At 52.1% G+C, this 24,385-nt stretch carries 27 protein-coding genes; 22 read left to right on the top strand and 5 right to left on the bottom strand.

What is annotated here, in order from left to right:
- Nucleotides 1–66: 66 nt before the first annotated feature.
- Both IR195_RS11765 and IR195_RS11760 read left to right on the top strand, forming a co-directional pair.
- Complete coding sequence (locus IR195_RS11765; protein WP_206047627.1) at nucleotides 67–945, top strand: MBL fold metallo-hydrolase; 879 nt, start codon at nucleotides 67–69, stop codon at nucleotides 943–945.
- Between the two features lie 108 nt (nucleotides 946–1,053).
- Entirely contained in the window at nucleotides 1,054–1,569 is a 516-nt protein-coding gene (locus tag IR195_RS11760) for a GNAT family N-acetyltransferase (RefSeq protein ID WP_206047626.1), read from the top strand.
- A gap of 75 nt (nucleotides 1,570–1,644) precedes the next feature.
- Here IR195_RS11760 and lhgO read toward each other — a convergent pair whose 3' ends face one another.
- A complete protein-coding gene (lhgO, locus tag IR195_RS11755) occupies nucleotides 1,645–2,859 on the bottom strand; it encodes an L-2-hydroxyglutarate oxidase (protein ID WP_146944894.1) in 1,215 nt (404 codons plus the stop codon).
- Nucleotides 2,860–2,923: 64 nt separating this feature from the next.
- Nucleotides 2,924–3,886 (bottom strand): glutarate dioxygenase GlaH, encoded by a 963-nt coding sequence (gene glaH / locus IR195_RS11750; protein ID WP_125748740.1) that lies wholly within the window; start codon nucleotides 3,884–3,886, stop codon nucleotides 2,924–2,926.
- Between the two features lie 248 nt (nucleotides 3,887–4,134).
- Between glaH and IR195_RS11745 the strand changes: the two genes are divergently transcribed.
- From IR195_RS11745 to IR195_RS11695, 11 genes are all read left to right on the top strand, one after another.
- Nucleotides 4,135–4,761, top strand: a complete 627-nt coding sequence (locus IR195_RS11745) for a LysE family translocator (protein ID WP_206047625.1) — start codon at nucleotides 4,135–4,137, stop codon at nucleotides 4,759–4,761.
- Nucleotides 4,762–4,868: 107 nt separating this feature from the next.
- Nucleotides 4,869–5,348: a pyridoxamine 5'-phosphate oxidase family protein gene (locus IR195_RS11740; protein WP_241006711.1), complete on the top strand. Its 480-nt coding sequence runs from the start codon at nucleotides 4,869–4,871 to the stop codon at nucleotides 5,346–5,348.
- Nucleotides 5,349–5,482: 134 nt separating this feature from the next.
- Nucleotides 5,483–5,740 (top strand): type II toxin-antitoxin system Phd/YefM family antitoxin, encoded by a 258-nt coding sequence (locus IR195_RS11735; protein WP_095603088.1) that lies wholly within the window; start codon nucleotides 5,483–5,485, stop codon nucleotides 5,738–5,740.
- The gene (locus IR195_RS11730; protein WP_206047624.1) at nucleotides 5,728–6,030 is read left to right on the top strand and encodes a type II toxin-antitoxin system RelE/ParE family toxin; all 303 of its coding nucleotides are present in this window, start codon (nucleotides 5,728–5,730) and stop codon (nucleotides 6,028–6,030) included. Before IR195_RS11735 ends, IR195_RS11730 begins: the two co-directional genes overlap by 13 nt.
- Before the next feature lie 202 nt (nucleotides 6,031–6,232).
- Nucleotides 6,233–6,820 carry an O-methyltransferase gene (locus tag IR195_RS11725; RefSeq protein ID WP_206047623.1) on the top strand — a complete coding sequence of 196 codons (588 nt, stop codon included), beginning with the start codon at nucleotides 6,233–6,235 and terminating at the stop codon, nucleotides 6,818–6,820.
- A gap of 82 nt (nucleotides 6,821–6,902) precedes the next feature.
- On the top strand, nucleotides 6,903–7,307 hold the full coding sequence (locus IR195_RS11720; protein ID WP_125748698.1) for a DUF1801 domain-containing protein: 405 nt from the start codon (nucleotides 6,903–6,905) through the stop codon (nucleotides 7,305–7,307).
- 91 nt (nucleotides 7,308–7,398) lie between these two features.
- Complete coding sequence (locus tag IR195_RS11715) at nucleotides 7,399–8,613, top strand: winged helix-turn-helix domain-containing protein (RefSeq protein ID WP_206047622.1); 1,215 nt, start codon at nucleotides 7,399–7,401, stop codon at nucleotides 8,611–8,613.
- A gap of 177 nt (nucleotides 8,614–8,790) precedes the next feature.
- A complete protein-coding gene (locus IR195_RS11710) occupies nucleotides 8,791–8,997 on the top strand; it encodes a ParD-like family protein (RefSeq protein WP_125748691.1) in 207 nt (68 codons plus the stop codon).
- Nucleotides 8,990–9,781 carry a type I methionyl aminopeptidase gene (map, locus tag IR195_RS11705; protein ID WP_206047621.1) on the top strand — a complete coding sequence of 264 codons (792 nt, stop codon included), beginning with the start codon at nucleotides 8,990–8,992 and terminating at the stop codon, nucleotides 9,779–9,781. The genes IR195_RS11710 and map overlap by 8 nt, the downstream gene beginning before the upstream one ends.
- 123 nt (nucleotides 9,782–9,904) lie before the next feature.
- Nucleotides 9,905–10,393: a VOC family protein gene (locus IR195_RS11700; protein ID WP_125748685.1), complete on the top strand. Its 489-nt coding sequence runs from the start codon at nucleotides 9,905–9,907 to the stop codon at nucleotides 10,391–10,393.
- Between the two features lie 64 nt (nucleotides 10,394–10,457).
- Nucleotides 10,458–11,177 (top strand): ZIP family metal transporter, encoded by a 720-nt coding sequence (locus tag IR195_RS11695; protein ID WP_089038558.1) that lies wholly within the window; start codon nucleotides 10,458–10,460, stop codon nucleotides 11,175–11,177.
- A gap of 129 nt (nucleotides 11,178–11,306) precedes the next feature.
- Here IR195_RS11695 and IR195_RS11690 read toward each other — a convergent pair whose 3' ends face one another.
- On the bottom strand, nucleotides 11,307–12,008 hold the full coding sequence (locus tag IR195_RS11690; RefSeq protein WP_206047620.1) for an FMN-dependent NADH-azoreductase: 702 nt from the start codon (nucleotides 12,006–12,008) through the stop codon (nucleotides 11,307–11,309).
- 122 nt (nucleotides 12,009–12,130) lie between these two features.
- Here IR195_RS11690 and IR195_RS11685 point away from each other — a divergent pair, with 122 nt between their 5' ends.
- Nucleotides 12,131–13,036, top strand: coding sequence for a LysR substrate-binding domain-containing protein (locus IR195_RS11685; protein WP_206047619.1), 906 nt, complete (start codon nucleotides 12,131–12,133; stop codon nucleotides 13,034–13,036).
- A 113-nt stretch (nucleotides 13,037–13,149) separates the two neighbouring features.
- On the opposite strand, the gene IR195_RS11680 is transcribed toward IR195_RS11685, so the two are convergent.
- The gene (locus IR195_RS11680; RefSeq protein ID WP_206047618.1) at nucleotides 13,150–15,066 is read right to left on the bottom strand and encodes a DNA topoisomerase III; all 1,917 of its coding nucleotides are present in this window, start codon (nucleotides 15,064–15,066) and stop codon (nucleotides 13,150–13,152) included.
- A gap of 190 nt (nucleotides 15,067–15,256) precedes the next feature.
- Here IR195_RS11680 and IR195_RS11675 point away from each other — a divergent pair, with 190 nt between their 5' ends.
- Together IR195_RS11675 and IR195_RS11670 are read left to right on the top strand one after the other, a co-directional pair.
- Entirely contained in the window at nucleotides 15,257–16,504 is a 1,248-nt protein-coding gene (locus tag IR195_RS11675; RefSeq protein WP_206047617.1) for an ABC1 kinase family protein, read from the top strand.
- Between the two features lie 82 nt (nucleotides 16,505–16,586).
- The gene (locus IR195_RS11670) at nucleotides 16,587–18,407 is read left to right on the top strand and encodes an SEC-C domain-containing protein (RefSeq protein ID WP_146943690.1); all 1,821 of its coding nucleotides are present in this window, start codon (nucleotides 16,587–16,589) and stop codon (nucleotides 18,405–18,407) included.
- A gap of 2 nt (nucleotides 18,408–18,409) precedes the next feature.
- Here the strand turns inward: IR195_RS11670 and IR195_RS11665 are convergent, their stop codons facing one another.
- Entirely contained in the window at nucleotides 18,410–19,780 is a 1,371-nt protein-coding gene (locus IR195_RS11665; RefSeq protein ID WP_206047616.1) for an AmpG family muropeptide MFS transporter, read from the bottom strand.
- A 118-nt stretch (nucleotides 19,781–19,898) separates the two neighbouring features.
- Between IR195_RS11665 and IR195_RS11660 the strand changes: the two genes are divergently transcribed.
- From IR195_RS11660 to IR195_RS11640, 6 genes are all read left to right on the top strand, one after another.
- Nucleotides 19,899–20,417: an FKBP-type peptidyl-prolyl cis-trans isomerase gene (locus IR195_RS11660; protein ID WP_146943686.1), complete on the top strand. Its 519-nt coding sequence runs from the start codon at nucleotides 19,899–19,901 to the stop codon at nucleotides 20,415–20,417.
- Between the two features lie 147 nt (nucleotides 20,418–20,564).
- Nucleotides 20,565–20,690: a cytochrome c oxidase subunit CcoM gene (ccoM, locus tag IR195_RS20550; protein WP_267900570.1), complete on the top strand. Its 126-nt coding sequence runs from the start codon at nucleotides 20,565–20,567 to the stop codon at nucleotides 20,688–20,690.
- Between the two features lie 182 nt (nucleotides 20,691–20,872).
- Nucleotides 20,873–21,385 (top strand): hypothetical protein, encoded by a 513-nt coding sequence (locus IR195_RS11655; protein WP_206047615.1) that lies wholly within the window; start codon nucleotides 20,873–20,875, stop codon nucleotides 21,383–21,385.
- Nucleotides 21,386–21,483: 98 nt separating this feature from the next.
- Nucleotides 21,484–22,539, top strand: coding sequence for a GGDEF domain-containing protein (locus IR195_RS11650; protein ID WP_206047614.1), 1,056 nt, complete (start codon nucleotides 21,484–21,486; stop codon nucleotides 22,537–22,539).
- A gap of 277 nt (nucleotides 22,540–22,816) precedes the next feature.
- Nucleotides 22,817–23,035: a hypothetical protein gene (locus tag IR195_RS11645; protein ID WP_206047613.1), complete on the top strand. Its 219-nt coding sequence runs from the start codon at nucleotides 22,817–22,819 to the stop codon at nucleotides 23,033–23,035.
- A gap of 50 nt (nucleotides 23,036–23,085) precedes the next feature.
- Nucleotides 23,086–24,309, top strand: a complete 1,224-nt coding sequence (locus tag IR195_RS11640) for a PqqD family peptide modification chaperone (protein ID WP_206047612.1) — start codon at nucleotides 23,086–23,088, stop codon at nucleotides 24,307–24,309.
- Nucleotides 24,310–24,385: the final 76 nt, after the last annotated feature.

The following is a 24,385-nucleotide window of genomic DNA, read 5'->3' as shown; positions in this document are numbered from 1 at the left end:
TTTGACGGTTGTCTCTCTCTACACTGTTGTCTACCAATCCAGCAGCGTATTGAAGGAAGTCATTAGATGCCTATCAAAACCTTATCCAGTTCTCCTGTCCTCACAACAGGGCTCATTACCGGTAACTCCTTGGCGGATTCAAACGCTCAGGGAGCGACGCAAAAGCTGCAGCAGATTCGCAATGCAACAATGAAGGTTAGCTATGGGGACACCACCTTTTTGGTGGACCCGATGCTGGCTGAGCAGGGCACTTATCCTGGCTTTGAAAATACCTACCGTAGCGAGTTACGCAACCCGCTGGTGGGGCTGCCTATGCCCGTTGAGGAGATAATCGACGGTGTCGATGCCATTATCGTTACTCACACACACCTCGATCACTGGGACGATGTTGCCCAGCAGCTGTTGCCCAAAGACCTGCCGCTATTTACACAGAATGCCACCGATGCTGAGCTGATACGCTCACAGGGATTCAATGATGTGCGCATTTTGGACGGTAAAGTTGAATTTGGTGGAGTGACACTGCATAAAACGGGCGGCCAACATGGCTCTGACACCCTCTATGCAGTTCCTGAACTGGCCCAATTGCTCGGTGAGGTGATGGGGGTGGTTTTCGAAGCCCCTGAGCACAAAACCACCTACTTGGTGGGTGACACCATCTGGCGCGATGAAGTTGAGCAGACGCTGGCGCGTTATAATCCCGAGGTGATTGTCGTGAATGCCGGCGCCGCAGAGATCACAGGCTTTTCAGGTGACCCAATCATCATGGGGAAGCAAGATACGCTGCGTATGCATCAGGCAGCCCCTAATGCGGCGATCATCGCGGTGCATATGGGCGCGGTGAACCATATGACATTAAGCCGTGAAGAGTTGTCTGATTACGTGCAAGAAGTTGGGATCCAGGATCGTGTGTCTATCCCCGCTGATGGCCAAATTATCGCCTTTTAATGCCATGGGTCGCCTTTGATGGCGGCCTGTTTCTGTGTATTAATGTCTTAACGCTGGCTTGCTGCCTTCATTCCCTAAGCACCACACACCATGCAGCCCATCCCTTAAATGAAAAATTTCAACATCAAAGTAGTAACCCCAGAAGATTGGGCGCTGTATAAGTCCGTTAGGCTGGAATCACTCAAGGATTCCGCTGACTCATTTGGCGCTACTTACCAGCAGGAATCTACATTGTCGGATGCTGATTGGCGGGCGCGCTTAGATCTTAGCGCGCGGGGGCTTGTGGCTTTTCCGTTAGTGGCCGAGCAGGGTGGCCGGGCGGTGGGGCTTGCTTGGGGAGTGATACATGTACCAGAGGTGGAAACCGCTCACATCTATCAAATGTGGGTTTCGCCTGCGGCAAGAGGGAAAGGCATTGCCAAGGCGCTTCTGGGTAAAATTAAAACCTGGGCGATAGATAAAGAGTGTGAGCGTATCGCGCTTGACGTTACAACCAGTAATGAGGCGGCAGCTGGTTTGTATCGGTCGTCTGGATTTATGGCAATGGGGCAGCCAGTGCCGCTCAGGAGGGACTCTTCTCTTATGATGCAGGCTATGCTGATGGCGTTACGCGGCGTTGGTTAAGTAACTGCTTAAGCCTATTTCGGACGCAAACTATGCGCCCGAAATAGGCTTGTTACTAATCAGCTTGGTGGGCTCTTAGCTCACTACGGCGGCGCTATCGCCAACCTGCTGCTTAACTTTCTCGACGATATACGCCCCAATGGGAATGGCAGACGTCGCCGCAGGCGAGGGTGCGTTACACACGTTGACAGTACGCGGCGTGTTGACGAACAGGAAGTCATCGACCAGCTTGCCATCGTTGGACACCGCTTGGGCGCGCACGCCAGCCGGGTAAGGCTCAAGATCAGCAAGCGTTAAGCTTGGGCAGTACTTACGCACTTGCTGCAGGTAGCCTTTTTTATAGATTGAGTTCTTAAACTCGGAAAGCCCAGGACGCAGGTTGTCTTTCAGCACCTGGCGGATGCCGCGGTGGCGCAGCATGGCTAGCGTGTCGGATAGCGACACATCGGTCTTTCGATAGCCTTCACGTTTCCAGGCTAGCACAGCGTTGGGGCCGACCGTCACGCTGCCGTCAATCATGCGTGTCAGGTGAACACCAAGAAACGGCATCGAAGGGTCAGGAATTGGGTAGATCAGGTGATTAACGATTTGATTGTGCTGCGCGGGCAGGCGGAAGTACTCACCGCGGAACGGACAGATCGTGAAGTCTGGCTCGATACCCAGCATACGTACCACGCGGTCTGCCATCAGGCCAGAGCAGGACACCATGTAGCGGGTAGAGAAATCCCCCTGGCTGGTAGATACCACCACCTCATTGGGGCGCTCACTTAAGCCGGTGACTGACGTGGTGTAACGGATTTCACCGCCAGCGGCTTCAAATTCGCGGCCCATGGCGGCAGCCACTTCAGCGTAATTGACGATACCGCTGGAAGGAACAAAGATACCACCGACGCCGGTGATGTTAGGCTCACGTTCTTGCAGTTCTTCTGCCGTCAGCCAATACCGTTCCAAGCCATTAGCCTCTGTACGCTCCCACAGTGCTTTCATACGCTGGAGTTCGAGGTCATTCGTGGCGACTAGCAGCTTGCCGCATTCGTCGTAGGCAATGCTATGTTCGTCACAAAACGCCTTGGTGGCGAGGTTACCCTCTAAACAAAAACGCGCCTTTAAACTGCCTGGCGTGTAGTAAACTCCTGCATGAATCACGCCACTGTTGTGGCCTGTTTGATGGCGGGCAGGGCCATCCTCTTTCTCAACCAGCAGCATCTTCTTGTCAGGATAGGCGCGGATCAGCTGCATGGCAGTCGACAGCCCAAGAATGCCGCCCCCGATAATAATGTAGTCGTACATAGGCGTCTCGGTAGCCAAGGGAAAATGGCCACCGTCATGGCGGTGGCCAGCTTATTCTAAATGATTATACCTGACGCGGCTGACGTAGTGTTTTGGCATGGGTGAAATAGCCACGCTGACGCATCAACTCACGACGCAGGTCAGGGTGCGGGGTGAAGCGATCGCGCCCATGTAGCCAGAAGTGATTGTTAATCAAAAGGAAGCTGCCAGTAGCGACCGGAACCGATAGCTGATGTTGGCTACCTTCCAGCGAATCAGACAGATCAGCTAGCCAATTGCCTTCTTCAAAGTCCTTCGGCTGAACGAACTGGTCAATGTAGGCCATGATCGGGCGACCCTCGGTGTCCACATCGAACACGGGGTGGTAGATATCGCGATCAACATTCTTGCTCGGTGGCGCGGTCCAGCGCATGTTACGACGCGCCAATGGGTGAGAGTAGAAACTGTCTAACCCTTCCCAGTCATCAAGGTGCAACAGTAACGAGTTACCGCCTTGCATGTTCTGTTCGTCAACTTTCATCATCAACACGTAATCGGTGTCCTGCTCCACGAACGTACCGTCGTTATGCAGCTCCATCACACGGTGTGGCTGACGTAGGTAACTGTCTGAGTTATCGACGTTCTTGACCACAAAACGCGCATAGTACTGGCCACTCATAGCGTCGTAGTTAGAGCGGCCCATCAGGTGAGCCACCGCCGTGGCGAATATCACCATATCATCAGCTTGCTCAACCTGATCCAGCCCCTCCGGTGTCACCAGAAATGCCCCGGTATCCCGATCCACCATGGTCTCAATCAACACCGGCTGAAGGGTGTTCTTGCACAGGTCATCAAGAATCTTGGCCACTCGAAAACGCAGGAAAGACTTATATTCCAGTGCCTGAACCGGCCATTCCGACACGGCGTCAAGAAACGCTTTCACTGTTTCCTTAGGGAAGCTCAGTTGCAGTAAACGGTCCGACTGCGGTGAGCGGCCAAGGGTGAAACCATGATGCTGCTGTGCGGGGATAGTGGCTGGAGCGTTCATTGGACGCCTCTCTTTAGCAAAAGGGTGAAAAAGAACTGAATCAAACAGAGAACCTACGCTTAAAAAATATCTACATTTTTATATTTCGTCAACGTTTTGTGTTTATTTAGTTAAAAATAGTGCGAGAACAACCATCAGGGGCGCTCATATCGTCAAAGTAATGAGGGGGCTCAGGGGGACTAATGGGGGACTCCAGCCTATTGCGGCTTATGCTAACTTAGTCATTATCACGTCTAAGGTGCTGTCCCATGTCTATCGAAATTTGGTTTGCCTTTGCGCTTGCATCCGTGGCCTTGCTCGCTATTCCTGGGCCGACGATTTTGACGGTTGTCAGCTACTCCATCGCCCAAGGTCGACGCGCTAATATTCCACTTGTCGCTGCGGTTGCTCTGGGCGATTCCACGGCGCTGGCTTTTTCACTGCTTGGCTTGGGTGCTGTGTTGGCCGCTTCGGCGTTTTGGTTCACCGTTATCAAATGGATCGGCGGTTTATATCTGCTCTATATGGGGATAAAGCTGTTGCGTGCCGGGATATCGTCGGTTCAGCCGGTAACCCCTGCGGTATCAGGGGCGCGCTGGAAGCTGTTCACCAATACCTATTTGGTAACGGCACTGAACCCCAAGGGCATCATCTTCTTCGTCGCCTTTTTGCCGCAATTTGTTAGCCCTGGTGCTAATGCGGAGCAGCAGTTGTGGATTTTGGCGGTCACCTTTGTGGCGTTAGCGACACTCAATGCCACGCTTTACGCGGTGTTTGCCTCATCCGTGCGCAAGATGCTTGCCTCACGCCGCGCCCAGCGCCGTTTCAATATTGTGGGCGGAACATTACTTTCTTCAGCGGGCGTGTGGGCGCTGCTGGCCAAACGACCTGCGTAATAAGTGGCCTGTGTAATAGGCGGTTGGTGATTTTAGAAAGTGTTAGCACGTTCACTCAATGATAAAGCGTGCCGTATAACACCTGTTATGCGTTCGAGGAAAAGACCGTGTCAGACCTAATGACTACCGAAGTTCGTGAATCTGTAGAGCGAAGCGTGCTCTGTTGGTTAGCCACAAGTGACGAAAACGGGCAGCCGAATGTGTCGCCGAAGGAAGTCTTTGCTGTGGCGGATGGCGAGAATATAGTGATCGCAAATATTGCCTCACCTCGCTCAGCGAAGAATGTCAGGACAAATCAGAAGATTTGCCTTAGTTTTGTTAATGTTTTTGTCCAAAAAGGTTTCAAGATCATTGGCATAGCAACTGAACTGAAGCCGTCAGAACCGGAGTATTCTCGCTGGGTTGGTCCACTTCTCCCGATGGCTGGCGATCGCTATCCAATACACAGTGTCTTCGTTGTAAGAGCTAGCGCTGTAGAGCCAATAGTTGCGCCTAGCTACCGGCTTTATCCCTCAGAGACTACTGAAGAGTCTCAAGTTCAGTCCGCGCTTCGCACTTACGGAGTTGCCCTGGATAAAGATGCCTAACCAAGCCATCAAATTCGCACCCTTCGATCGCTGGACATCGTCTCACTGACCGTTTATGGCGGGCGTTAGCTGTGATTGCTGCGCTCGCAAAGTGATACTATAGTGCCACTATCAGTCTGACTCAGAGTGTGCCCATGAAAGTTGAGCTTGTTACCAACCTTAAACGCCAAGCCACAAAAATCTTGGCAGACCTGCATCTTTCGAAAGAGCCGGTACTGATCACTGAACATGGCAAGCCATCCGCATACCTTGTCGATGTACAAGATTACGAGTTTATGCAGCGCCGATTAGAGCTGCTTGAGGGGCTTTCGCGGGGAGAGCGCGCTGTACTTGAGGGAAGAACGTACAGCCAAAGTGAGGCCAGGGAGAAGATGAGTAAATGGCTGAAGTAATTTGGACAGAGCCTGCCCTTCAAGAACTGGATGCCATCGCTGAGTACATTGCTCTGGATAATCCTGCTGCCGCAAGCCATCTGGTCCAAGACGTTTTCGATAAGACCGAGCGTTTGGAAAATTTCCCCCGATCTGGACGGATTCCTCCTGAGCTCCCCAATTCGGTATACAGGGAGATAGTGGTTCCACCCTGTCGCATTTTTTATCGTGAGGATGAGAAACAGATTCTGATCCTTTATGTTATGCGAGAGGAGCGGCAGCTTCGTGCGTACATGCTTGGGAGCAGCTAACTAGGCGCGTCACTAGGATGCCGTTGTCTTCGCTGCGTCAACGTCATCGGTGAGCTTTCGATCAATCTGGCGAAGTGCATTATGTGCGTTAAGCTAAAAACGTTAGGTTTCTAAGTTAGGTGGGCATGATGTTTTACCACCTTCTGAGCCTGATCAGTCGGCTCTCGTTTTTAAAGCTATGTAGATTGCTAAGGGGGCAAGTGTGGTTGAATCATTACGTGAGTTGCTAACTGAGTTAGAGCAATTTGGCCAGGAAAACGATGCTGCCATTGCTGATCGTCCGCGCCGTATGTTGAATATCACTCGTGATACGGGGGAGTTTCTTTCAGTACTTACCCATGCCACGAACGCAAAACGAGTGCTGGAGATTGGTACCTCTAATGGCTATTCCACTTTGTGGTTTGCCCAAGCAGCTCAGAAGATTGGTGGGCACGTCACGACGGTAGAACTTGCCGAATATAAGTTCGATCTGGCAGCCACGAATTTTGAGCGCTCGGGTCTTTCTGACTACATTACATCGCTGCAATGTGAGGCTGGCGGGTTGTTGGAAAGCGTGGAGGATTCTTCGTTCGATCTGCTCTTTCTCGACTCTAATCGTTCTGAGTATGTGCCGTGGTGGCCGCATATTAAGCGGGTCTTGAAAGGTGGTGGGCTTCTGGTGGTGGATAATGCCACTTCCCATGCTGATGAAATGGCGGCTTTTATAGAACTGGTGTCGGCGGACCCTGATTTCGCCACGTGCACTGTGCCAGTCGGCAATGGTCAATTTATGGCAACGCGGGCAGTCTGATGCTTGAACCATTGAGCATAGACAATTGAGTTAATAAATAAACGTTTATGCTAAATGTCGTTAATTTCTTGGAAAGATCATCATGAATCCAGCTGTTCAGGCTAAGTTTGAAACCTATCCGATAAGCGCTCGGCGACAGCTTGAGCGTGTGCGGCAACTTATTCTGACAAGAGCGGCTGAAGATGCGTTGGGCGAAGTTGAAGAAGTGCTCAAATGGGGGGAGGCGAGTTACCTTGTCAAAGGAGGCACGACCATTCGCATCGATTGGAAAGCGAAAGACCCAGATGCGATTAAGGTATTTTTTCACTGCCAAACGCGTTTGATTGAAACGTTCAAAGAGAGATATCCCAGTGAATTTGAGTATGAAGGCAAGAGAGCTATTGTGATCCCTTTGGGCATGAATATTGAGCAATCCCCATTAGGGCATTGCATCGAGTTGGCTCTGAAGTATCACAAGCTTAAGCATTTGCCTCTTCTCGGTGTGTAGCTGTTGAGTAGAATGCATTAAATGACTAAGTACGGTCGTCAGGCGCTCGTCTTTCGCGCAGTTTATGGCGGGCGTTGAGACAGGTACGACGATGATTGAAATTGAACATCCACAAGCGCTGGCGCGCCTACGTCGCATTGCCCTGGCTGCGCAAGGGTTGCTGCAAGTTCAGCCGTTCGGACGCGGTTTGGCTGGAACTCGTACCGCGATTAATCACCTGGGGTATGTTCAGATCGACACTATATCCGTGGTCGAGAGAGCCCATCACCATGTGGTTCACTCGCGAGTGCCTGGGTTCAAACCAGATATGATTCATCAGCTGTTGATCAATAGAGACATCTTTGAATATTGGGCCCATGCGGCTGCTTTTTTACCTATCGATGATTTTCGCTTTTCGTTACCCTACAAACACACCATCAAAAGTGGCCAAACGCACTGGTTCAGAAACCCTGACAAAAAGCTAATGAGCGAGCTATTGGCTCGCATAGAATCAGATGGCCCGCTGCGCTCTCGAGATTTGGAAAACACGGCTACGAAACGCTCAGGCTGGTGGGACTGGACGCCTGCCAAAAAAGCGCTGGAACAGCTGTATATGCAGGGCGACCTGATGGTCAGCGACCGCGAAGGCTTTCAAAAAACCTACGATCTAACCGAGCGGGTACTTCCATCTCATATCAATACGCAAATGCCCAGCGTGGAAGAGTTTGCGACGCACATGGTCGACCAGCAACTCCGCTGCCATGGGTTGGCAACACTCAAAGGCTTTACCTATCTGCGGCGTAATCCTGAGCTGCGCAATGCAGTGAGGAATCTGGTAAACGAACGGTTAGCGCAGGGAACGTTAGAAAGCGTAAAGGTAAGCAGTGGCGAGGTCTTTGTCGTGGAAGCTGGAGCGCTTGAACGCCCGTTACCCCGGTTGAAAAACCGGCTGCTGATTCTCTCTCCGTTCGATAATAGTGTTATTCAGCGCGAACGGCTCAAGGCGCTTTTTCAATATAACTATCAATTGGAATGCTATGTGCCCGAAGCCAAACGTCAGTATGGCTATTTTTGCCTGCCGCTACTTTATCGCGATGCCTTTATTGGGCGAATGGATTGTAAAGTCCATCGAAAAAAACGCCATTTAGAGATCAAGTTTTTACATTTTGAACCACATAGGTTTGATGAATGTCTCGTCGCCACGGCTTTTGTGGAAGCCATTACACAGTTTTGTCATTTCCAGCAGTGTGATTCTGTGTCGTTGACTAATGTTCACCCTAACCATCTAGCCCAGCATTTGCGCCGTGCGCTTCAAGCGCTGGGATAAGGCGAGAATTAAGTAGCTCGCTATGCCTCAATAACGTTACTGCCAAACCCGGCTAATCCGGCGCTCTGCATGGGTGGGACCTGCTGCGCTAATGGCAGGGAAGCTTGTCGCTCAACGTTGGTTGATATATGATTCGTATATGTTTCATGTTTGTTTTGTATATTCTGAGAGAGCGCTATGGGAATCGTGAAAATTAATGATCAGCTACACGAAGACGTACGCAGGGCTAGTTCGGTGATGGTGCGTTCCATCAATGCGCAGGCTGAATATTGGATAAAAGTCGGGATGCTCGCGGAGGCTAATCCGAGCATGACCTTCTCTGAAATTATGCGTGACCAAATGCAGCAAGCCGATGTCGATTTAAGGAAGGTGATTGGTGGCTAAGGTAACGCTGAAAAGTGCAGAGGAACTGCGCGTAATGCGCGAGGCTGGGCGGCTACTCGCCTCAGTTTTCAGTTATCTCGATAAACAAATAGTGCCCGGTATCTCCACGATGGATATTAACCATTGGGCCGAGCGTTATATCGTTGATCATTTACAGGCACGTCCTGCCAGCAAGGGCCAGTATGGCTATCAGTATGTGTTAAACGCGTCAGTTAACCATGTAGTTTGTCATGGCATTCCATCTGAAACTCAAAAACTTAAGTCTGGCGATATCGTTAATGTCGATATTACCTTAGAGAAGGGCGGATTTATCGCAGATTCAAGCAAGATGTACCTTCTTGGAGATGTAAAGCCTTATGCCAAGCGACTGGTTGATAAAACCTACGAGTCCATGTGGCAAGGGATACACGCGGTTAAGCCTGGCGCAACGTTAGGTGATGTAGGCTACGCGATTCAGCAATATGCTGAAAAACAGGGCTACTCTATCGTTCGTGAGTATTGTGGGCATGGAGTTGGCCGAGAAATGCACGAAGAGCCCCAGGTGTTGCACTATGGGAAGAAGGGTAAAGGGCTGACTTTACAAGAGGGGATGGTGTTTACCATAGAACCGATGGTTAACCAGGGGAAAGCAAAGATAAAAACCAAAAAAGATGGTTGGACAGTGGTTACCAGTGACAAACAGTTGTCTGCACAGTGGGAGCACACCATTGCTGTCACCTCATCAGGTTTCGAAGTGTTAACACTTCGCGACGACGAAACTATCCCTACTGCCATTAGCCAATAACTGTTTACCACTCATCATTCGCCACTGCATTTCACCCTCTTAAATCCTCTCTGGCGAAGCAGATCAGATGCGTTAAGCTGAAAACCTAGGTGCAATTAGGTCCGCATAACTTGGAGAATCCTCATGACAAGCTTTGCAAAGAACACTATTTGCCTTTGGTACGATGGTAGCGCGGAAGAGGCTGCACGCTTTTACGCGGATACCTTTCCCGATTCGTTCGTCAAGGCTGTTCATTATGCGCCGGGAGACTTTCCCACAGGTAAACAAGGGGATGTATTAACCGTTGAGTTTTCCGTGATGGGCATTCCGTGCCTTGGGCTTAACGGTGGAGCTGCGATCACACACAATGAGTCGTTCTCTTTTCAAGTCTCAACGAATGATCAAGCTGAAACGGATCACTATTGGCATGCCATTGTTAGCAACGGTGGTGAAGAAAGTGCCTGCGGCTGGTGTAAGGATAAATGGGGTATATCTTGGCAGATAACACCAGCGGTACTAATGAACGCGATTACCAATCCCGACCCTAACACCGCTAAGCGTGCATTTGATGCGATGATGCAAATGAAAAAAATCGACATTGCTGAGATTGAGGCGGCGCTTAAGGGGCGATGAGTTTGCAAGGCCGATCGAATGGCTGGAAAATCGAGGTCTTTAAGAAAAGTGATAGCCAATATCAATGACTGAAATTACCTATATCTTATTATTATCATTGCTGGCTGGTGCGGCAATGCCCACGGGGGCATTGCTTGCTCGACTTGATCTTGTGCATCCCTATTTCTTAGGTACTGCATGGCGGCATTTTATTGTTGCTTTTGGCGGGGGAGCGCTTATATCGGCAGTCGCTTTGGTGCTAGTCCCTGAAGGGGCGGGCAAGCTTTCTCCTGTATTCGCGGCGCTGTGTTTTGCTGCGGGAGGAGTGTGTTTCTATCTGTTGGATACTTTTTTAAGTAGGCTGAACAGTTCTGTTGGTCAACTGGTCGCAATGCTTTCTGATTTTGTTCCCGAAGCCATTGCTTTAGGAGCGGCCTTTGCCTCGGGAGGAAGTGCTGGCTTTTTGTTGGCGTTGCTGATGGTTTTGCAAAACTTACCGGAAGGGTTTAATGCCTTTGAGGAGTTAAGTAGTAACTCTCAACTCTCAGCAAATAAAATTGTGCTGGCTTTTAGCGGTTTAGCGTTAGTAGGTCCTGCCTCTGCCGCCACAGGGTATTATTTGCTGTCTCAGTATGAGGAGTTGATGGGCGCTTTAATGCTGTTTGCTAGTGCGGGAATTCTTTACTTAGTTTTCCAGGATATTGCACCAGAATCTAAGCTTGCACATAAAAGCATGCCCGCAGTGGGGGCAGTTACAGGCTTTTTGCTCGGTTTAGTCGGTAATATGATGATTGCCGGTGGCTAATATAGTCAGCTATTACCCATGACCAAGCGCGTGTTGATCACGGGTACGGAAAGCTAACAAATAATAGCCAGCCTCATTGATGTGGGAAGCACAAAACAGCGCTTGGCAGCGTTCTACTTCACTTGATATTTAGGCCGGTGAGGCAAGTGGAGTGACCTCCACCGTTTCCTGTAACGCCTCTACCAGAGCTGCAACCTTAGCTAACGCCTTATTCACCGAAGCTGCTAGCAGCTCGCCACCAACCTCCTGGCCTTCGATAGCGATGTAGTGGACACGGGTAATGCCAATAAAGCCAAGCGCTGTGGCTAGATTTGGTTCCAAATGATTCATATGAGCCATCTCACCACCTGGGTCGAAGCCTATTCCGCCCCTAGCGGTAAGAACAACAGCATGCCTCTCTCGATCTGCGAGCTTAGGTATATAGGGTTCGATCTGATTCGACTCATCGATATCGACGGTTCGACCGGGCCGCACGACTTGGTCAATCCAAGCTTTCAGGGCAGCAGGCATACCGAAGTTGTAGAGCGGCGTTCCAATCACCACAATATCAGCGGCAATTAATTCATCAATCAGTTGATCGCTCTCTGTCAGTGCCTTCTCCATCCAGTTTTCTCGACGCTCTGCGGAGGTGAAGGCAGACGCAATCCAGTCATGGTTAATAATAGATGGCGGGTTTTGGCCTATATCGCGATAGGTGAGCGTGTCTTGCGGTCGGCCAAATTGCCACTGACTGACAAACTGATGGGTCAAATGGCGGCTGTGAGAGCCGTGGTTATCTTTTCCAGCAATACCGGGCCGAGCGCTAGCGTCTATGTGCAGTATATGTGCCATGGTAATAGCCTCCTAATCTGAGCTGAACTCATCTATGATTAACAACGGGCTCAGCTTAGTCTGGTCATATAAACCCAAACAAACGATCTTTTCTTGCTGTTATAGATGAGGTGAATTCATTTATGGGTCATCGTCGGTTGCCCTCTCTTGCGTCGCTTCGCGCTTTTGAAGCGGCTGCCCGCCATGAAAGCGCCAAGCAGGCTGCACAAGAGCTGTCGGTTACCGCTACCGCTATTAGTCATCAGGTTCGGGGGCTTGAAGAGGCGCTGGGTGTCCCTCTCTTTCTGCGTAAGCCGCGTCAATTGGAGCTAACCGCTCAAGGCCGTGAACTTCAGCAAGTGCTGGAAACAGCCTTTGACAGTATCAGTAGTGCGGTCGAGCGATTAAGCGCTGTACCTGTTCGCCAAACCATTACGCTGTCTACAACGCCAGCTATTGCGGTGCGCTGGTTGCTACCTTGGGTATGTATGCTGCGTGATGCGCATCCCGATATTGATCTGCGTATCCACGCGACACATGAGCCGGTTGCTCTGGACGGGGTGACGGCGGACCTTGCCGTTCGTTATGGCGATGGCCGTTGGCCTGGGTTGGTAGCAGAGAAACTGTTGGATAACACCTTTATCCCGGCGTGTAGTCCCTACCTAGGCTTGCACGATATAGCGCAGCTGCCTGGGCACTCGCTTATCCATTTCCGCAGTCCAGGGGCGGTGTCTTCGCCACTGGATTGGAGCGTTTGGCAGAAGTTGGCAAAAGTTCCTGGACTGGACGTAAGTGCCGGGTTGGTTTTTTCTGATGAAACCCACGTTATTTCGGCCGCTGTTGGTGCGCAGGGTGTGGCGCTGATGAGTCGTCAGTTGATTCAAGATGAGTTGGAGGAAGGGCGCTTAGTGCAGCCCTTTGGCCCGGAATTTGAAGGCAAGCCGTTCTTTTTGGTTTACCCAGAAAGCCGACGGCATGATCCGACGGTTCTGGCTATTCGTGATTGGGTATTGGCAGTGCCGGGTGGGCTGTGCTCGTTATCGGACTGAGATAATGGAATAAATTTTATACCGTTATCTTGCCTGTAGTAACTACAAATAACGCTAAGCTGCCTGCTGGATGTTCAACACAAGTTAAGCGCTGCGCATTGATTAAATGCTCATCAGCTCATCTTCTTCCTGGCCCCGGTACTTTTCCTTTTCGAATAACTTTTTCTTGGCTTGGCTGAGCGTTTTGCCGGGCCTCCGGCTTCACCTTGAGCGGTCTGTAGGCTGTGTCTCAGCTTGGCGGCATCGCTGTGGGTGAGCAGGCCCCGTAGATCATCCAGGAGTGCTTGCTGAAACGCGCCGGGGTCATCCTGTTGTTCTGAGATCGCCCGAAGCCGCTGCTCCCATAGGGCGGTGCGTTCTGGCGTGCTTACGGCGCTGGGCAAAGCGGCAATCAGCGCACAGCCAAGCTTGGTGGCACGCAGAGCTTTTTGCTGGCGCACCAAGTAGCCACGCTGCACCAGCGTTTCAATAATACCTGCGCGGGTTGCTTCGGTGCCAAGGCCATCAGTGTCACGTAGCGTGCGACGCACGTTAGGGTCATCTACGTAGCGGCCAATGTTCATCATCGCTTTAATCAAGCTGGCATCAGTGAACGGTTCCGGCGGGCGAGTTTCTTTCTCCTCAACGCCTGCGCCCAGCGCTTGGCAGGCTTCTCCCTGGGTAAGCGGCGGCAGTGGTGGAGTTTCGTCGCGGGTGGTGAAGAGTGGCTTCCAGCCGTGATCAAGAATGCTCTGGCCACGGGCACGAAACGCTTCATCCAGCAGGGTGAACTCTGCTTTCACCTCAAAGGTGCGCAGCGGCCGATAAAACTGCGCCATCACATTACGCACAATTAACCGCAACACATGGCCTTCGGTAGCGGAAAGTTGGCTAAAGTCCGCGGGCTTACCGGTGGGTGCTAGGGCATGGTGTGCGCCCACCTGTTTGTCGTTCCAGGCTTTTGAGCGCAAGGAAAAGTCAGCACCGCTCAGCCATTGACGCAGCGTAGCATCGTTCTGGCAGGCGCTATTTAAACTACCCTGAGCCAGCGCTAGATGCTCTTCGGGCAGGTAGCGGCAGTCGGAGCGGGGGTAGGTAATTAATTTGTGCTGTTCATAAAGCCGCTGGCAAATATCCAGCACCATCTGTGCGGAGAGCCCGTGGCGACGCGCGGCGTCTACTTGTAACGCGGAAAGCGAATAGGGTAGCGGCGGCGCTTGGCGCTTTTCCTGTTGATCGAGCATGGTTAGGGTGCCCCGTGCGCCGGGAAGTTGCGCTGCTAAGGCATCAGCGGGGGTGCGATCGATCAGCCGCCCTTGTTCATCTAAAGGCTGGGGCGCTTTGGGTGCCCACCAGGCGCGCAGCTGGCCCTGGGCCACCTGCAAATCCACCCATAGCGGGTAAAACGGGTGAGGCTTGAAATCACGAATGGCATTGTCGCGGCGCACGATCAATCCGAGTACCGGTGTTTGCACACGGCCAACGGAAAGCACGCCATCATGTCCCGCTTGGCGGCCGGTGAGTGTCCAGGCGCGGGTTAAATTAATACCGTAAAGCCAGTCAGCACGCGAGCGTGCCTGGGCCGCTTGAAACAGCGGCTGGTATTCCGCATTGGAGCGCAGCTTGGCAAGTGCTCGGCTCACGGCGGGTTTGTTAAGGTCGCTGATCAGCAGCCTTTGAACGGGGCCGCGATACTTCATGTACTCGATCACTTCCTGCACCAGTAGCTGGCCTTCGCGGTCCGGATCGCCGGCGTGCACAACGCTAGTGGCCTGCTTAATCAGCTTGCGAATCACTGCCAGTTGCCCGCGTACCTTGGGGCGCGGCATCAGTTTCCACTGCTGCGGCACAATGGGCAGCCGATCCAGGCGCCACTGTTTATCGACAGGGTCGTAAGCTTCGGGCGGGGCTTGTTCTAGTAAGTGGCCTAGGCACCAAGTGACGGTGGTGTCGCCGCAGACCATAGCGCCATCCTGGCGTTTTGCGTTGCCGGGCAGCGCGTCGGCTATGGCCCGTGCAAGGCTGGGTTTCTCGGCGATAATCAAGCGCATACAGTGTCTAGCCCTGTCTGGTAACAACAAGCTGCCATCTTAGCAGAACCCGCAGCAGGTTAGCGTCTAGCTTGTGTTAGGTGGCTAGTGAGTTGTTTTGTAAATGGATGAATTTATTGTTGTGTATAGTTTTTGTATAAAATTAACGAATTGAGTAAGCTGTCAAAAAGCAATTAATGAGGCGGTTTCCATGCGCGAGCGCGGTAGAACACGACGTTTATTGGGGCTGGGTGCTCGCACGGGCGGGGCGCTGCTGAAAACTCGTTTAGGTGGCCAAGCGGATTGGCGGGCGCTGGGTGAAGCGCTGTTTGAAGGGCTTTCGGAGCTGAAAGGCCCGGCCATGAAGCTGGCGCAAATTATGTCCCAGTGGGATGACCTGCTGCCCCCCGACCTGGCTAATGAGCTTGCTCGCTTGCAGCGTCAAGCAGAGCCAATGCCTTGGCCGCGTATCCGTGAAGCGTTGGTACTGCAATACGGCAATATTGATCAGTACTTTAGCGATATAGAGGAGCGCTCGTTTGCCAGTGCTTCCATGGGGCAGGTGCATAAAGCGGTCACCCATACAGGTGAAACCGTGGTGCTGAAAGTGCAGTACCCTGGGCTTGCGGATGTATTGGAAAGCGATCTGAAGCAGGTCAAGAGGATCATGAGCTTGGGCCGCTGGTTCAAAGTGCCTCAAGCGCGTTTGGATGCGCTGTTTGAAGAGTTAGCGGCGGGGCTGCGTGAAGAGTTGGATTATCACGCCGAAGCACGAGCGCTGGCTCGCTATCGCGAGCGGTATCAGGATAATCCTCATTTGGTCATACCCGAACCACTGTTTGAGTTATCTGGCCAGCACGTCCTGGCTATGCGTTTTGTAGGCGGTACACCGCTGCGGGATTTAGAAAGCACCGATGATGGCACTCGTCAGAAAGTGGCCGTGGCGTTGGCTGATTGGATTACCGAGGAGCTGTTTACCTACGGTGAGCTGCATGCCGACCCACACGCCGGTAACTTCGCGGCGGATGCGGAAGGTCGCCTGATCATCTACGATTTTGGTGCAGTAATTCCTGTGCCTGAAGCGCGCCTAAAAGCCATGATGCAGCTATTGGATGCCACCCTGGCGCAAGACCCGATGGCCATGGATGAGGCGTTAATGAAAATGGGCGGCCGCCAGGGGCAGGGCGCGCCGCTGGCGCTTTATCGAGAATCCGCTGAGTGCGTGTCACCACTATTCTTACCTGGCGAGCAGGACTTCAGCGACGTGCGGGTACACCGCCGACTGCGTGAGTTAACACCAAAAGTGTGGGCTGCCATGGATCGCCTGCAACCGCCTGCAGATACCTTACTGCTTTCTCGGGCACTGAATGGGCACTACTGGAACTTAGTACGTCTGCAAGCGCGTCTTGATATGCATAGCCGAACCGAGCCACTGCTAGCCTGGGCGCGTAGTCGCTAACTAATTGCCGCTGCGGGAGCGCCGCCTGTCATGCTAGACTATTGCGCTTTTCAATCGCGTTTTGAAGACAGTGGAGACGGCAATGCTGGCGGTATGGGTCGATCAACTGCTGGGATTTGCCTCTGGGGCACTCTCGGCAATCAGGAAACAGGAACACTACCCCGATTTTATGACCTGGGTACGTGCCGAAGGCGCAGATTCATTTAATGGCGATGTGGCGACTGCCCAGGCGCTTGCGCCTATTTTATGGTCGCAAACGCCGCTGGAGCGGCTGAATTTTGCTAATGAGCCGTTGGCTACTCCAGGGCGTAACGAGCCTTGCTGGTGTGATTCAGGGCGTAAATTCAAACAGTGCTGCTACCGCGTTGACTTCCCCACGGATATTCCTGAGCAGATGATGTGGATGCTTTCCCTGCGTGAGTGGAAAGGCGCTACGCTGAAAGCGGCGCTGGAAAGCCAGCAAGCACCTGCCCAGGCGTTATTAGAAGCCGGATTAATTGCTGCTGAAAGTGGTCAAACCGGTCGTTCAATGCAGATTCTTGAGTCACTGTTCGACGGCAGTGATTGGTCGCGGCTGCCGGAGCAGGCTGAGCCTGCATTTGAAATTCTGTTAGATATCTATCAAGAACGTGGCTTTACCCGTAAGCGTGCTGATCTGCTCGATGATGTTATGGAGCGTGGCCCGCTGTTTTTGCGCGGCGTGGCGCTTGAGCGGTTGTGCCTAATGCACCTGGATAACGACGACTTGGACAGCGCCCGCGCTGCGTTCGTAAAAGCCCAGCAGGCGCTCCCGGATTCACCGACGCTCGCCTATATCGAGGCCATGTTGCTGCTGCATGAAGGTCATGAGGCCGAGGCTAAAGAGCGTGCTAACTTCTGGTACCGTCGTTTGGTTCGCCAGGGCGACTTAGATGAAGAGCAGCTCGAATTCCTGGCCGCGCTGGCTGAAAATCCTGGTGCCACTTTGGCCGACCAGTTGTTGAGCGCCGAAGAAGATATGGCAACGCCGCTGGTATCGCTACAGGCGCTGTTGGCGGCACTCCCTGTCGCACCGAAGCTTACCATTAAGCAAGATGCCGATTCCGGTAGGTTGCACTACACCACCACTGCTCGTGAAGAAACCCTGTTTGCGGCTTGGCACGAACAGTTTCAAGTCATGGTCGATGAAGAGATCGCCTTGGGCTTTCGCGATGACCCGTGGGGCAACGCGATAGAGTGGATGTCTGAACTATGTGCCCACCCAGAATGGTTGGATGCGCCCCAGGTAGTGCAAGATGTAACGCTAGCACTGACCAGCCGCTTTGGCAGCCTACCGTGGATGGCGCCGAGCCTGTTGGAACCACTAGCACTGCGTCTTTCTCGCTGGCTTGAACAGGCCCGTGCGGCAGGTGATGGCAACCTGTGTTGGGATGATGCCGATAACGCCATGCTGCTGAGAACCGGTCTTGCACTGGTAGTTGGTATGGAACGCGGAGCGCGCCAGCACTCCCGCGAGTTAGCCGAAGAGCTGTTAGCCATAGACCAGGAAGATAGCCTTGGCTTAAGAGAGCTGGTACTCGACCAATTGCTGCGTGATGACCGCAATGAAGAAGCGCTAGCGCTTACGGATGAGCCCCAAAAAGACGATGGCTCATTAGAGTTGGGGCTATTAATGGGCCGTACGCTGGCGCTGTATCGCTTGGAAAAGCACGATGCTGCGGAAGCTGCACTGGCAGACGTGATCAGTCATAACCGCTATGCGCTTGAGCTGTTATGTGCTGAGAACCCGCGACCTTCAATGCCTCATGCGGATGGGCAAGTTGATCCTGGCTCCCGTGCGGAAGCGTGGCAATATCGTACCTTGATGCGTGACCAGTGGCGCACCACGCCAGGTGCGCTGGCGTGGTTGGCTGACCACCGATAGCTTTATTTTGCTTCTGCAATCACTGGGGTAGGCACCAGCTGCTTATCTCGGCTGATCCAGATAGCTAGCAGAATGGCGGGTAAGCCGAGCAGGGTAGCCACTACGAAGAAGGTGGCGTACCCCTGAGCCGTGACGACCAGCCCGCCAAAACCGCTCAGAAACTTCCCTGGTAACGTCATCAGCGACGAAAACAGTGCGTATTGGGTGGCGGTATAAGCACGCGAGGTTAAGCTGGAAAGAAACGCAATAAAGACGGCGCTGGCTAAGCCATTGGCAAGATTATCGCCAATAATAGTGACGACCAACATGGGGAGTTGGTTACCTATCAACGCTAATGCGGCAAACAGCAGATTGGTCAACATGACAAAACCTGCACCAATGATCAGCAGTGGTCCAATACCGTAGCGCGCAACCAGCAAGCCGCCAAGAACGCCTCCCGTAATACTCATGGCAATACCAAAAATATTGGTCACGTTGGCGATAGTGGCCAGTGAAAAGCCTAAATCGATGTAGAGCGGATTTGCCATAGAGGCCATGGCAAGGTCGCTAATTCGGAACACCGCGATAAATACTAAAATGCCCAACGCCTTCACCCCATAGCGGCGGAAGAAGTCGGTGAAAGGGCACACAATGGCACCAATCACCCAAGCCCCTAGGCGTCGCAACACTTTCGGTTGGCCACGGCTGGCACGAATGAAGGCGCGTACCTTGGGTTCGTGAATGAGCTGAACCGTCAGTGATGCGCGCTTTGGTTCTGGACGAATCAGTACGGTGAGTACGCCAATGCCCACAAGCGCCGCCATACACAGGTACGCTGCGTTCCAGGAAATCGCCGATGCCACATACAGCGCTCCTGCACCTGCCGCTAACAGCCCCCCCCGGTAACCGATAATGTAAGTAGAGGCCATCGCTGCTTGTACATCGTCATCGGCGGATTCGATGCGATACGCGTCAATGGCAATATCCTGGGTGGCCGAGCCAAAGGCGACCAGCAGCGCAAAGGCGGCTACCCAGCCTAGGTTGCCTACTGGACTGACTCCCGCCAAGCCAATCAATCCTGCCGCAATCATCCCCTGGGCAAGCAGCATCCAGCCACGCCGCTGACCAAACGTGTGGGTTAAGATCGGCAGGGCAAGTCGGTCAACGATAGGCGCCCAAAAAAACTTGATTGAGTAGAGCATGCCAATCCAAGCGAAGAAGCCAATGGCGGCCACTTCAACGCCGTCACTGCGTAGCCATGCAGACAACGTGGAAAACACCAGCAAAAAAGGTAAGCCTGCAGAAAAACCTAGAAACAGCATGGTGATGACAGGCGCACGACAGTAAATACCAAGCGCATCCAGCCAGCTGCGCTGGGGAGTTGGGGTGGGCATATTGGTTAACACTCCAGGAAAGAAAACGTCTGCATCGAGGCCCGCTAAAAACTGCTCAGTGGTAAACTAGGCCTGATATCCATGACAAAGCCGATAGCTTACCGGAGAGGAGTTTTCAATGTCGATTACAGCCCATCAAGTAGTCACTTTACACTACGTGTTAAGCGATGTGCTTAGCGATGGCAGTACCCGCGTATTAGATGACTCCAATGCGCGTGATAAGCCCTTAGAGTACCTTCATGGGCACGATAATATTTTGCCTGGTTTAGAGAGCGCGCTAGAAGATAAAGCTGCTGGAGATGAGCTGCGTGTCACGCTGGCACCTGCTGATGCCTATGGCATCCGTAATGAAGACTTGGTGCAACAGGTGAGTCGTGCATCGTTTGGCAGCGCAGCGCTTGAACCCGGTAGCCGTTTCCAAACAGAAGGTGAAGCAGGCCCGCAAATTGTCACGGTGATGAGTATTGATGGGGACATGGTAACGGTCGATACAAATCATCCGCTGGCAGGCCATACGCTTCGCTACCAAGTCAACGTGCTGGAGGTGCGTGAAGCAACTCGCGCAGAGCTGGCTAAAGGCCATCCTCTACCGCCGGGAACCGAGCACAGCAAAGTAGAAGATCGAAAAGTGCTTTAACGGTTAGTGTTGAGCGCTAAAAAATGACCCATATCAAGTTCCTGATGGGCCGCAAATAACCCCGCTGAAAAGCTTGACCCAGGTCAGCTTCCTGCCGCGATTAACGCACTAGGATGGCGTCATACATCACGGCAGGAGGGGATCACCATGTATTGGGATGATGCTGTTATTTTTGGTCTAGTTACTGTCGCGTTAATGATTGCTTTTATGATTGGTTGGGTAGGCTTTATCGTGCGCGACCATCTCCGTAAGGATGAGCGCAAAAAGCATTAACGCCGTTATGGTGACAGTCGTCAGGGGAGGGAGTTTGCTTTTAACAGCGAGCTTCCTGTTGCCGACCCATTTGGGTCGGCTTTTTTATTAATTAAAACTATGTTTTCGAGTATTCGAGTTAATCGTCTGGTAAAGTACCTGGTTGTACAATAAGGCATTGTACCGCAAGGAAGCCATTTGCCATGAATGCTGCTAGTTCAATCGTTGCCATACGCTGTTGCGCTCATCATTATCCCAAAGCAAGTGTTGCCTGTATTCTACTATTACTTAGCTGGCTATCAGTGCCGGTCTATGCTCACGCATTAAACGTCATTAATGGTGAAAAACACACTGCACTCGCGCTTAACGAGTTGCGCCAACAATCTACGGTTAACTCGCCAGTATTTGATCCTTTTCAAGGCCGAGAAGTAGAAATGCATGGGCTTGAATTTCGTCGCTTTCTCATAAACCAGTTTGGCGAAGTTCCTCCCGCATTGCACTTTACGACATGGGATGGTTACGAAGTGACGTTAGGTGGCTGGGATGATCCGAAGTGGTTAATGGTCACGGCAGAGGATGGAGAGCCACTGACATTGCGTTCTCGGGGGCCATTGCGACTGGTTGATCAGGCTTATAATGATCAGCGTGATATCAAGAGCCTACGTGAATTCAACGACTGGATATGGATGATTCGAAGTATTGAGGCCCGTTGGTGATCATTGAGCCGCCGCCTTCTCCACCTGCTGTGCCATTGCCAGTGCCCGCTCCTTTAACTAGGAAGCGTCGCTATGTAACGTGGTTATCATTGAGCCTTATGAGTTTTATGGCATTAATGGTGATTATTGTTTATGAGGCGCGCTGGGTATACCCAGAAATACAGGCTTACTTCAGCCAGACGGGCAATTTGACAGGGCAGCAGCTAGCTACCCGGTCACGGGGATATTTACAGCTTGCCCAGCAACATTTGTTAAGCGGGCAGCCCTTGGATGATGAGCAGCGACAAGCGGTTAAACTTAATCTCGATCTTGCCTATGGATTAATTGATGTTGAGGTGTATCGTCAAAGGTATAGCTGTACCCAGTCGAGTTTACAAACCTTAAATCTACTAACTGAGCGCCTTAAAGAAACTTCCGTGACACCGTTTGATGCCGCGGCTGAACTGTTGGGCCCAATTGGCTGTTTAACGAGCATTGAGATGAGCCAGCTCGACCTACGCGGTATGGCAATTAACGAGTTTTCTGAAAGCACTCGGCGATATAATCAGATCCTTACCTATTCGAGCATGGTGATTTTTGCGCTAGGGCTGCTGTTTTGGGTAATGCATGAGCGTCAGTTGCGGCGTACAGAGCGCGCCACTAAGCAAACCATCGCTTGGATGCAACAAGCGATGCGCGATCCGCTGACGGGGATAGGTAACCGCAGTGCGTTGCATCAGGATGTCGTTGCCAAAGAAGGGGCTGTGCTTGCTGTAATCTTGGTCGATATCGACTTCTTTAAGCAGTACAACGATTCATTGGGGCACCCAGAGGGAGATCAACTGTTACGGCGCCTAGCCAGTCTGTTGAAATATGTACTGGGAGCAGAGGCAAAACTGTACCGATTAGGGGGAGATGAGTTTGCCGCAGTTTTGCCTTGTGATGATGACACGCTGTTGATTCGCTACTGTGATCAATTGACGTCTGTTTTAGAGCAGGCTGCTTTCAAACACCCCACGCATCCGCACAATGAAAGGGTAACCTTGAGTATTGGTGCCGCGCGCTTTATCGCCGGGGAAGCCACCCTTTCAGATGCCTATAAAGCTGCTGATAAAGCGCTTTACCGAGTAAAGAGTGCTGGCCGTAATGGTTGGCAAATTAGTACAACTGCATAATGTTTCCACAAAGCGCTGAGTGTGGTTAAAAAAAGTAAACAATGGGAAAGTGACGCTCAGTCAGTAGTTTGCTGTGCGCTTCGAGGCTAGGATTGTTTTTAAAACAGTGTTTTATAACCTTTCTAGCGATTAATCCGGAGTGCTGATATGAGCAATGAAGCCGATTCCCTGCTGAATAAACGGCGTTCACGACGTCAAGTGCTAGCAAGCTTAGGGCTTGGTGCCGCTGCACTTTACGTGGCCCCGACGCTGTCCTCTATAGGGCAAGCTGAAGCGCGTGAACATCACCATTCCCGTTCACGTTACTCGCGGACCAGCTATTCGAGACCCCGCTATTCAAGACATAGCCATTCAAGACCAAGCCATTCAAGACATAGCTATTCAAGACATAGCTATTCAAGACATAGCCATTCAAGACCCCATTATTCTAAACCCAGGCATTCACGTCCTTACTACGCTCGGCCACAACGCTCTCGTTGGGATGGAGGCGCTGTGATTGAGATTCGCATAAGCCGCTTATTACCTCGCTGGTAAGGGAGAGGTGCTGTGTCTACCACCTCGATAGCTGTCGATTATGCGCTGGAAAATGTTGGTCCTTGTATACGCTTGATTGATGCAGAGCAGCTACTGCCAGTGATTCATCAAGCCATGCCAGGTTGGCGGCTAACGCCCTGTGAGTTTCAGCAGAACATACCCTCTATTTGTGTTTGGCGGCATCCTAATGGTTACTGGCAAGAAGCACCGGCTCTGCCGGAAGGTATGTTATTAGATACGCCAGCAGGAACCGCATGTAGCGTGATTGCTGATTTAGCAGGGGCTTATCTGCGCCATCACCCTGAGCATATTGGGCTTCACTGTGGGGCGGTAGAGGTTAATCAACAGCTATTCATATTCCCAAATAGCCATCGAGCGGGAAAAAGCACGCTCACGGCGGCGTTTGCCGCGGCTGGTTATCGGGTGTTCGGCGACGATGTGCTGGCAATCACTCGCTGTGGTGAAGGGATAGCACTGGGCGTTGCACCTAGACTGCGCTTGCCGTTGCCGGAGGCGTTTGCACCGGAGTTCCATCAGTTTGTTGCCGACCATCTAGGGCCTCATGACGATCGCTATGGTTATCTGGCGCTAAACGAGCAGCAGTTGGCACCGCATGGGGTGCGTTGTCCGTTAGGCGCCGTACTGCTTATTGAGCGTGATGAATCGCTCAGTGAGCCACAGCTGGTTCGTCTGCAGCCGGGAGATGGATTATGGCAGTTGTTGCAGCAGAATTTCGCTGAGCATGAGTCGGATCAGGCGTTGATTGAGCGCTTTTTGCCACTCTTAAAAGATTTACCATGTTTTTTAATCCGCTATCGAGATGCTTATGAAGCGGCAACGTGGCTGGCAGCTGAGATAGATAGCAATGGGTTGCTTGACGGTGGTGTGGCGATGAATTCGTATCGTCGCCAAACGGAGCCGGAGGCGTTTAAGCAGAACCAGGCACTGGCAGCAAACGACGCGCGCAAGTGGCAAATCAGCCCGGTGGCGCATGAGTTCCCACTGGGTGAAGAGCTGTTCGTCATTGCGAAAGAGGGCGGCGAAATTCATCGTTTGAATGTGACGAGTAGAGCCGTATGGGCGCTGCTGCAGCATGAGGCGCTATGCCAAGAGGAAATTATTGATACCTTAATGGCTTTTTTTACGGGCGCCAGTAGGCAAAGTATCAGGCGGGATATCTGCCATTTATTAGGCCAATTGATCAGCTTAGGGTTAGTGCAGCCTGTCGCCGATTAGCGCTGGCACTGGCGAGGCAACCTAACTGATGATGCCTGCCAGTGTCTCTTTTATTGGCCACGAAGCGGTTCTAGCG

The organism is Vreelandella venusta (assembly GCF_015689495.1).
Taxonomy (GTDB): domain Bacteria; phylum Pseudomonadota; class Gammaproteobacteria; order Pseudomonadales; family Halomonadaceae; genus Vreelandella; species Vreelandella venusta.
The sequence above is the reverse complement of the archived record's forward strand: the minus strand, read 5'-3'. Positions and strand labels throughout refer to the sequence as shown.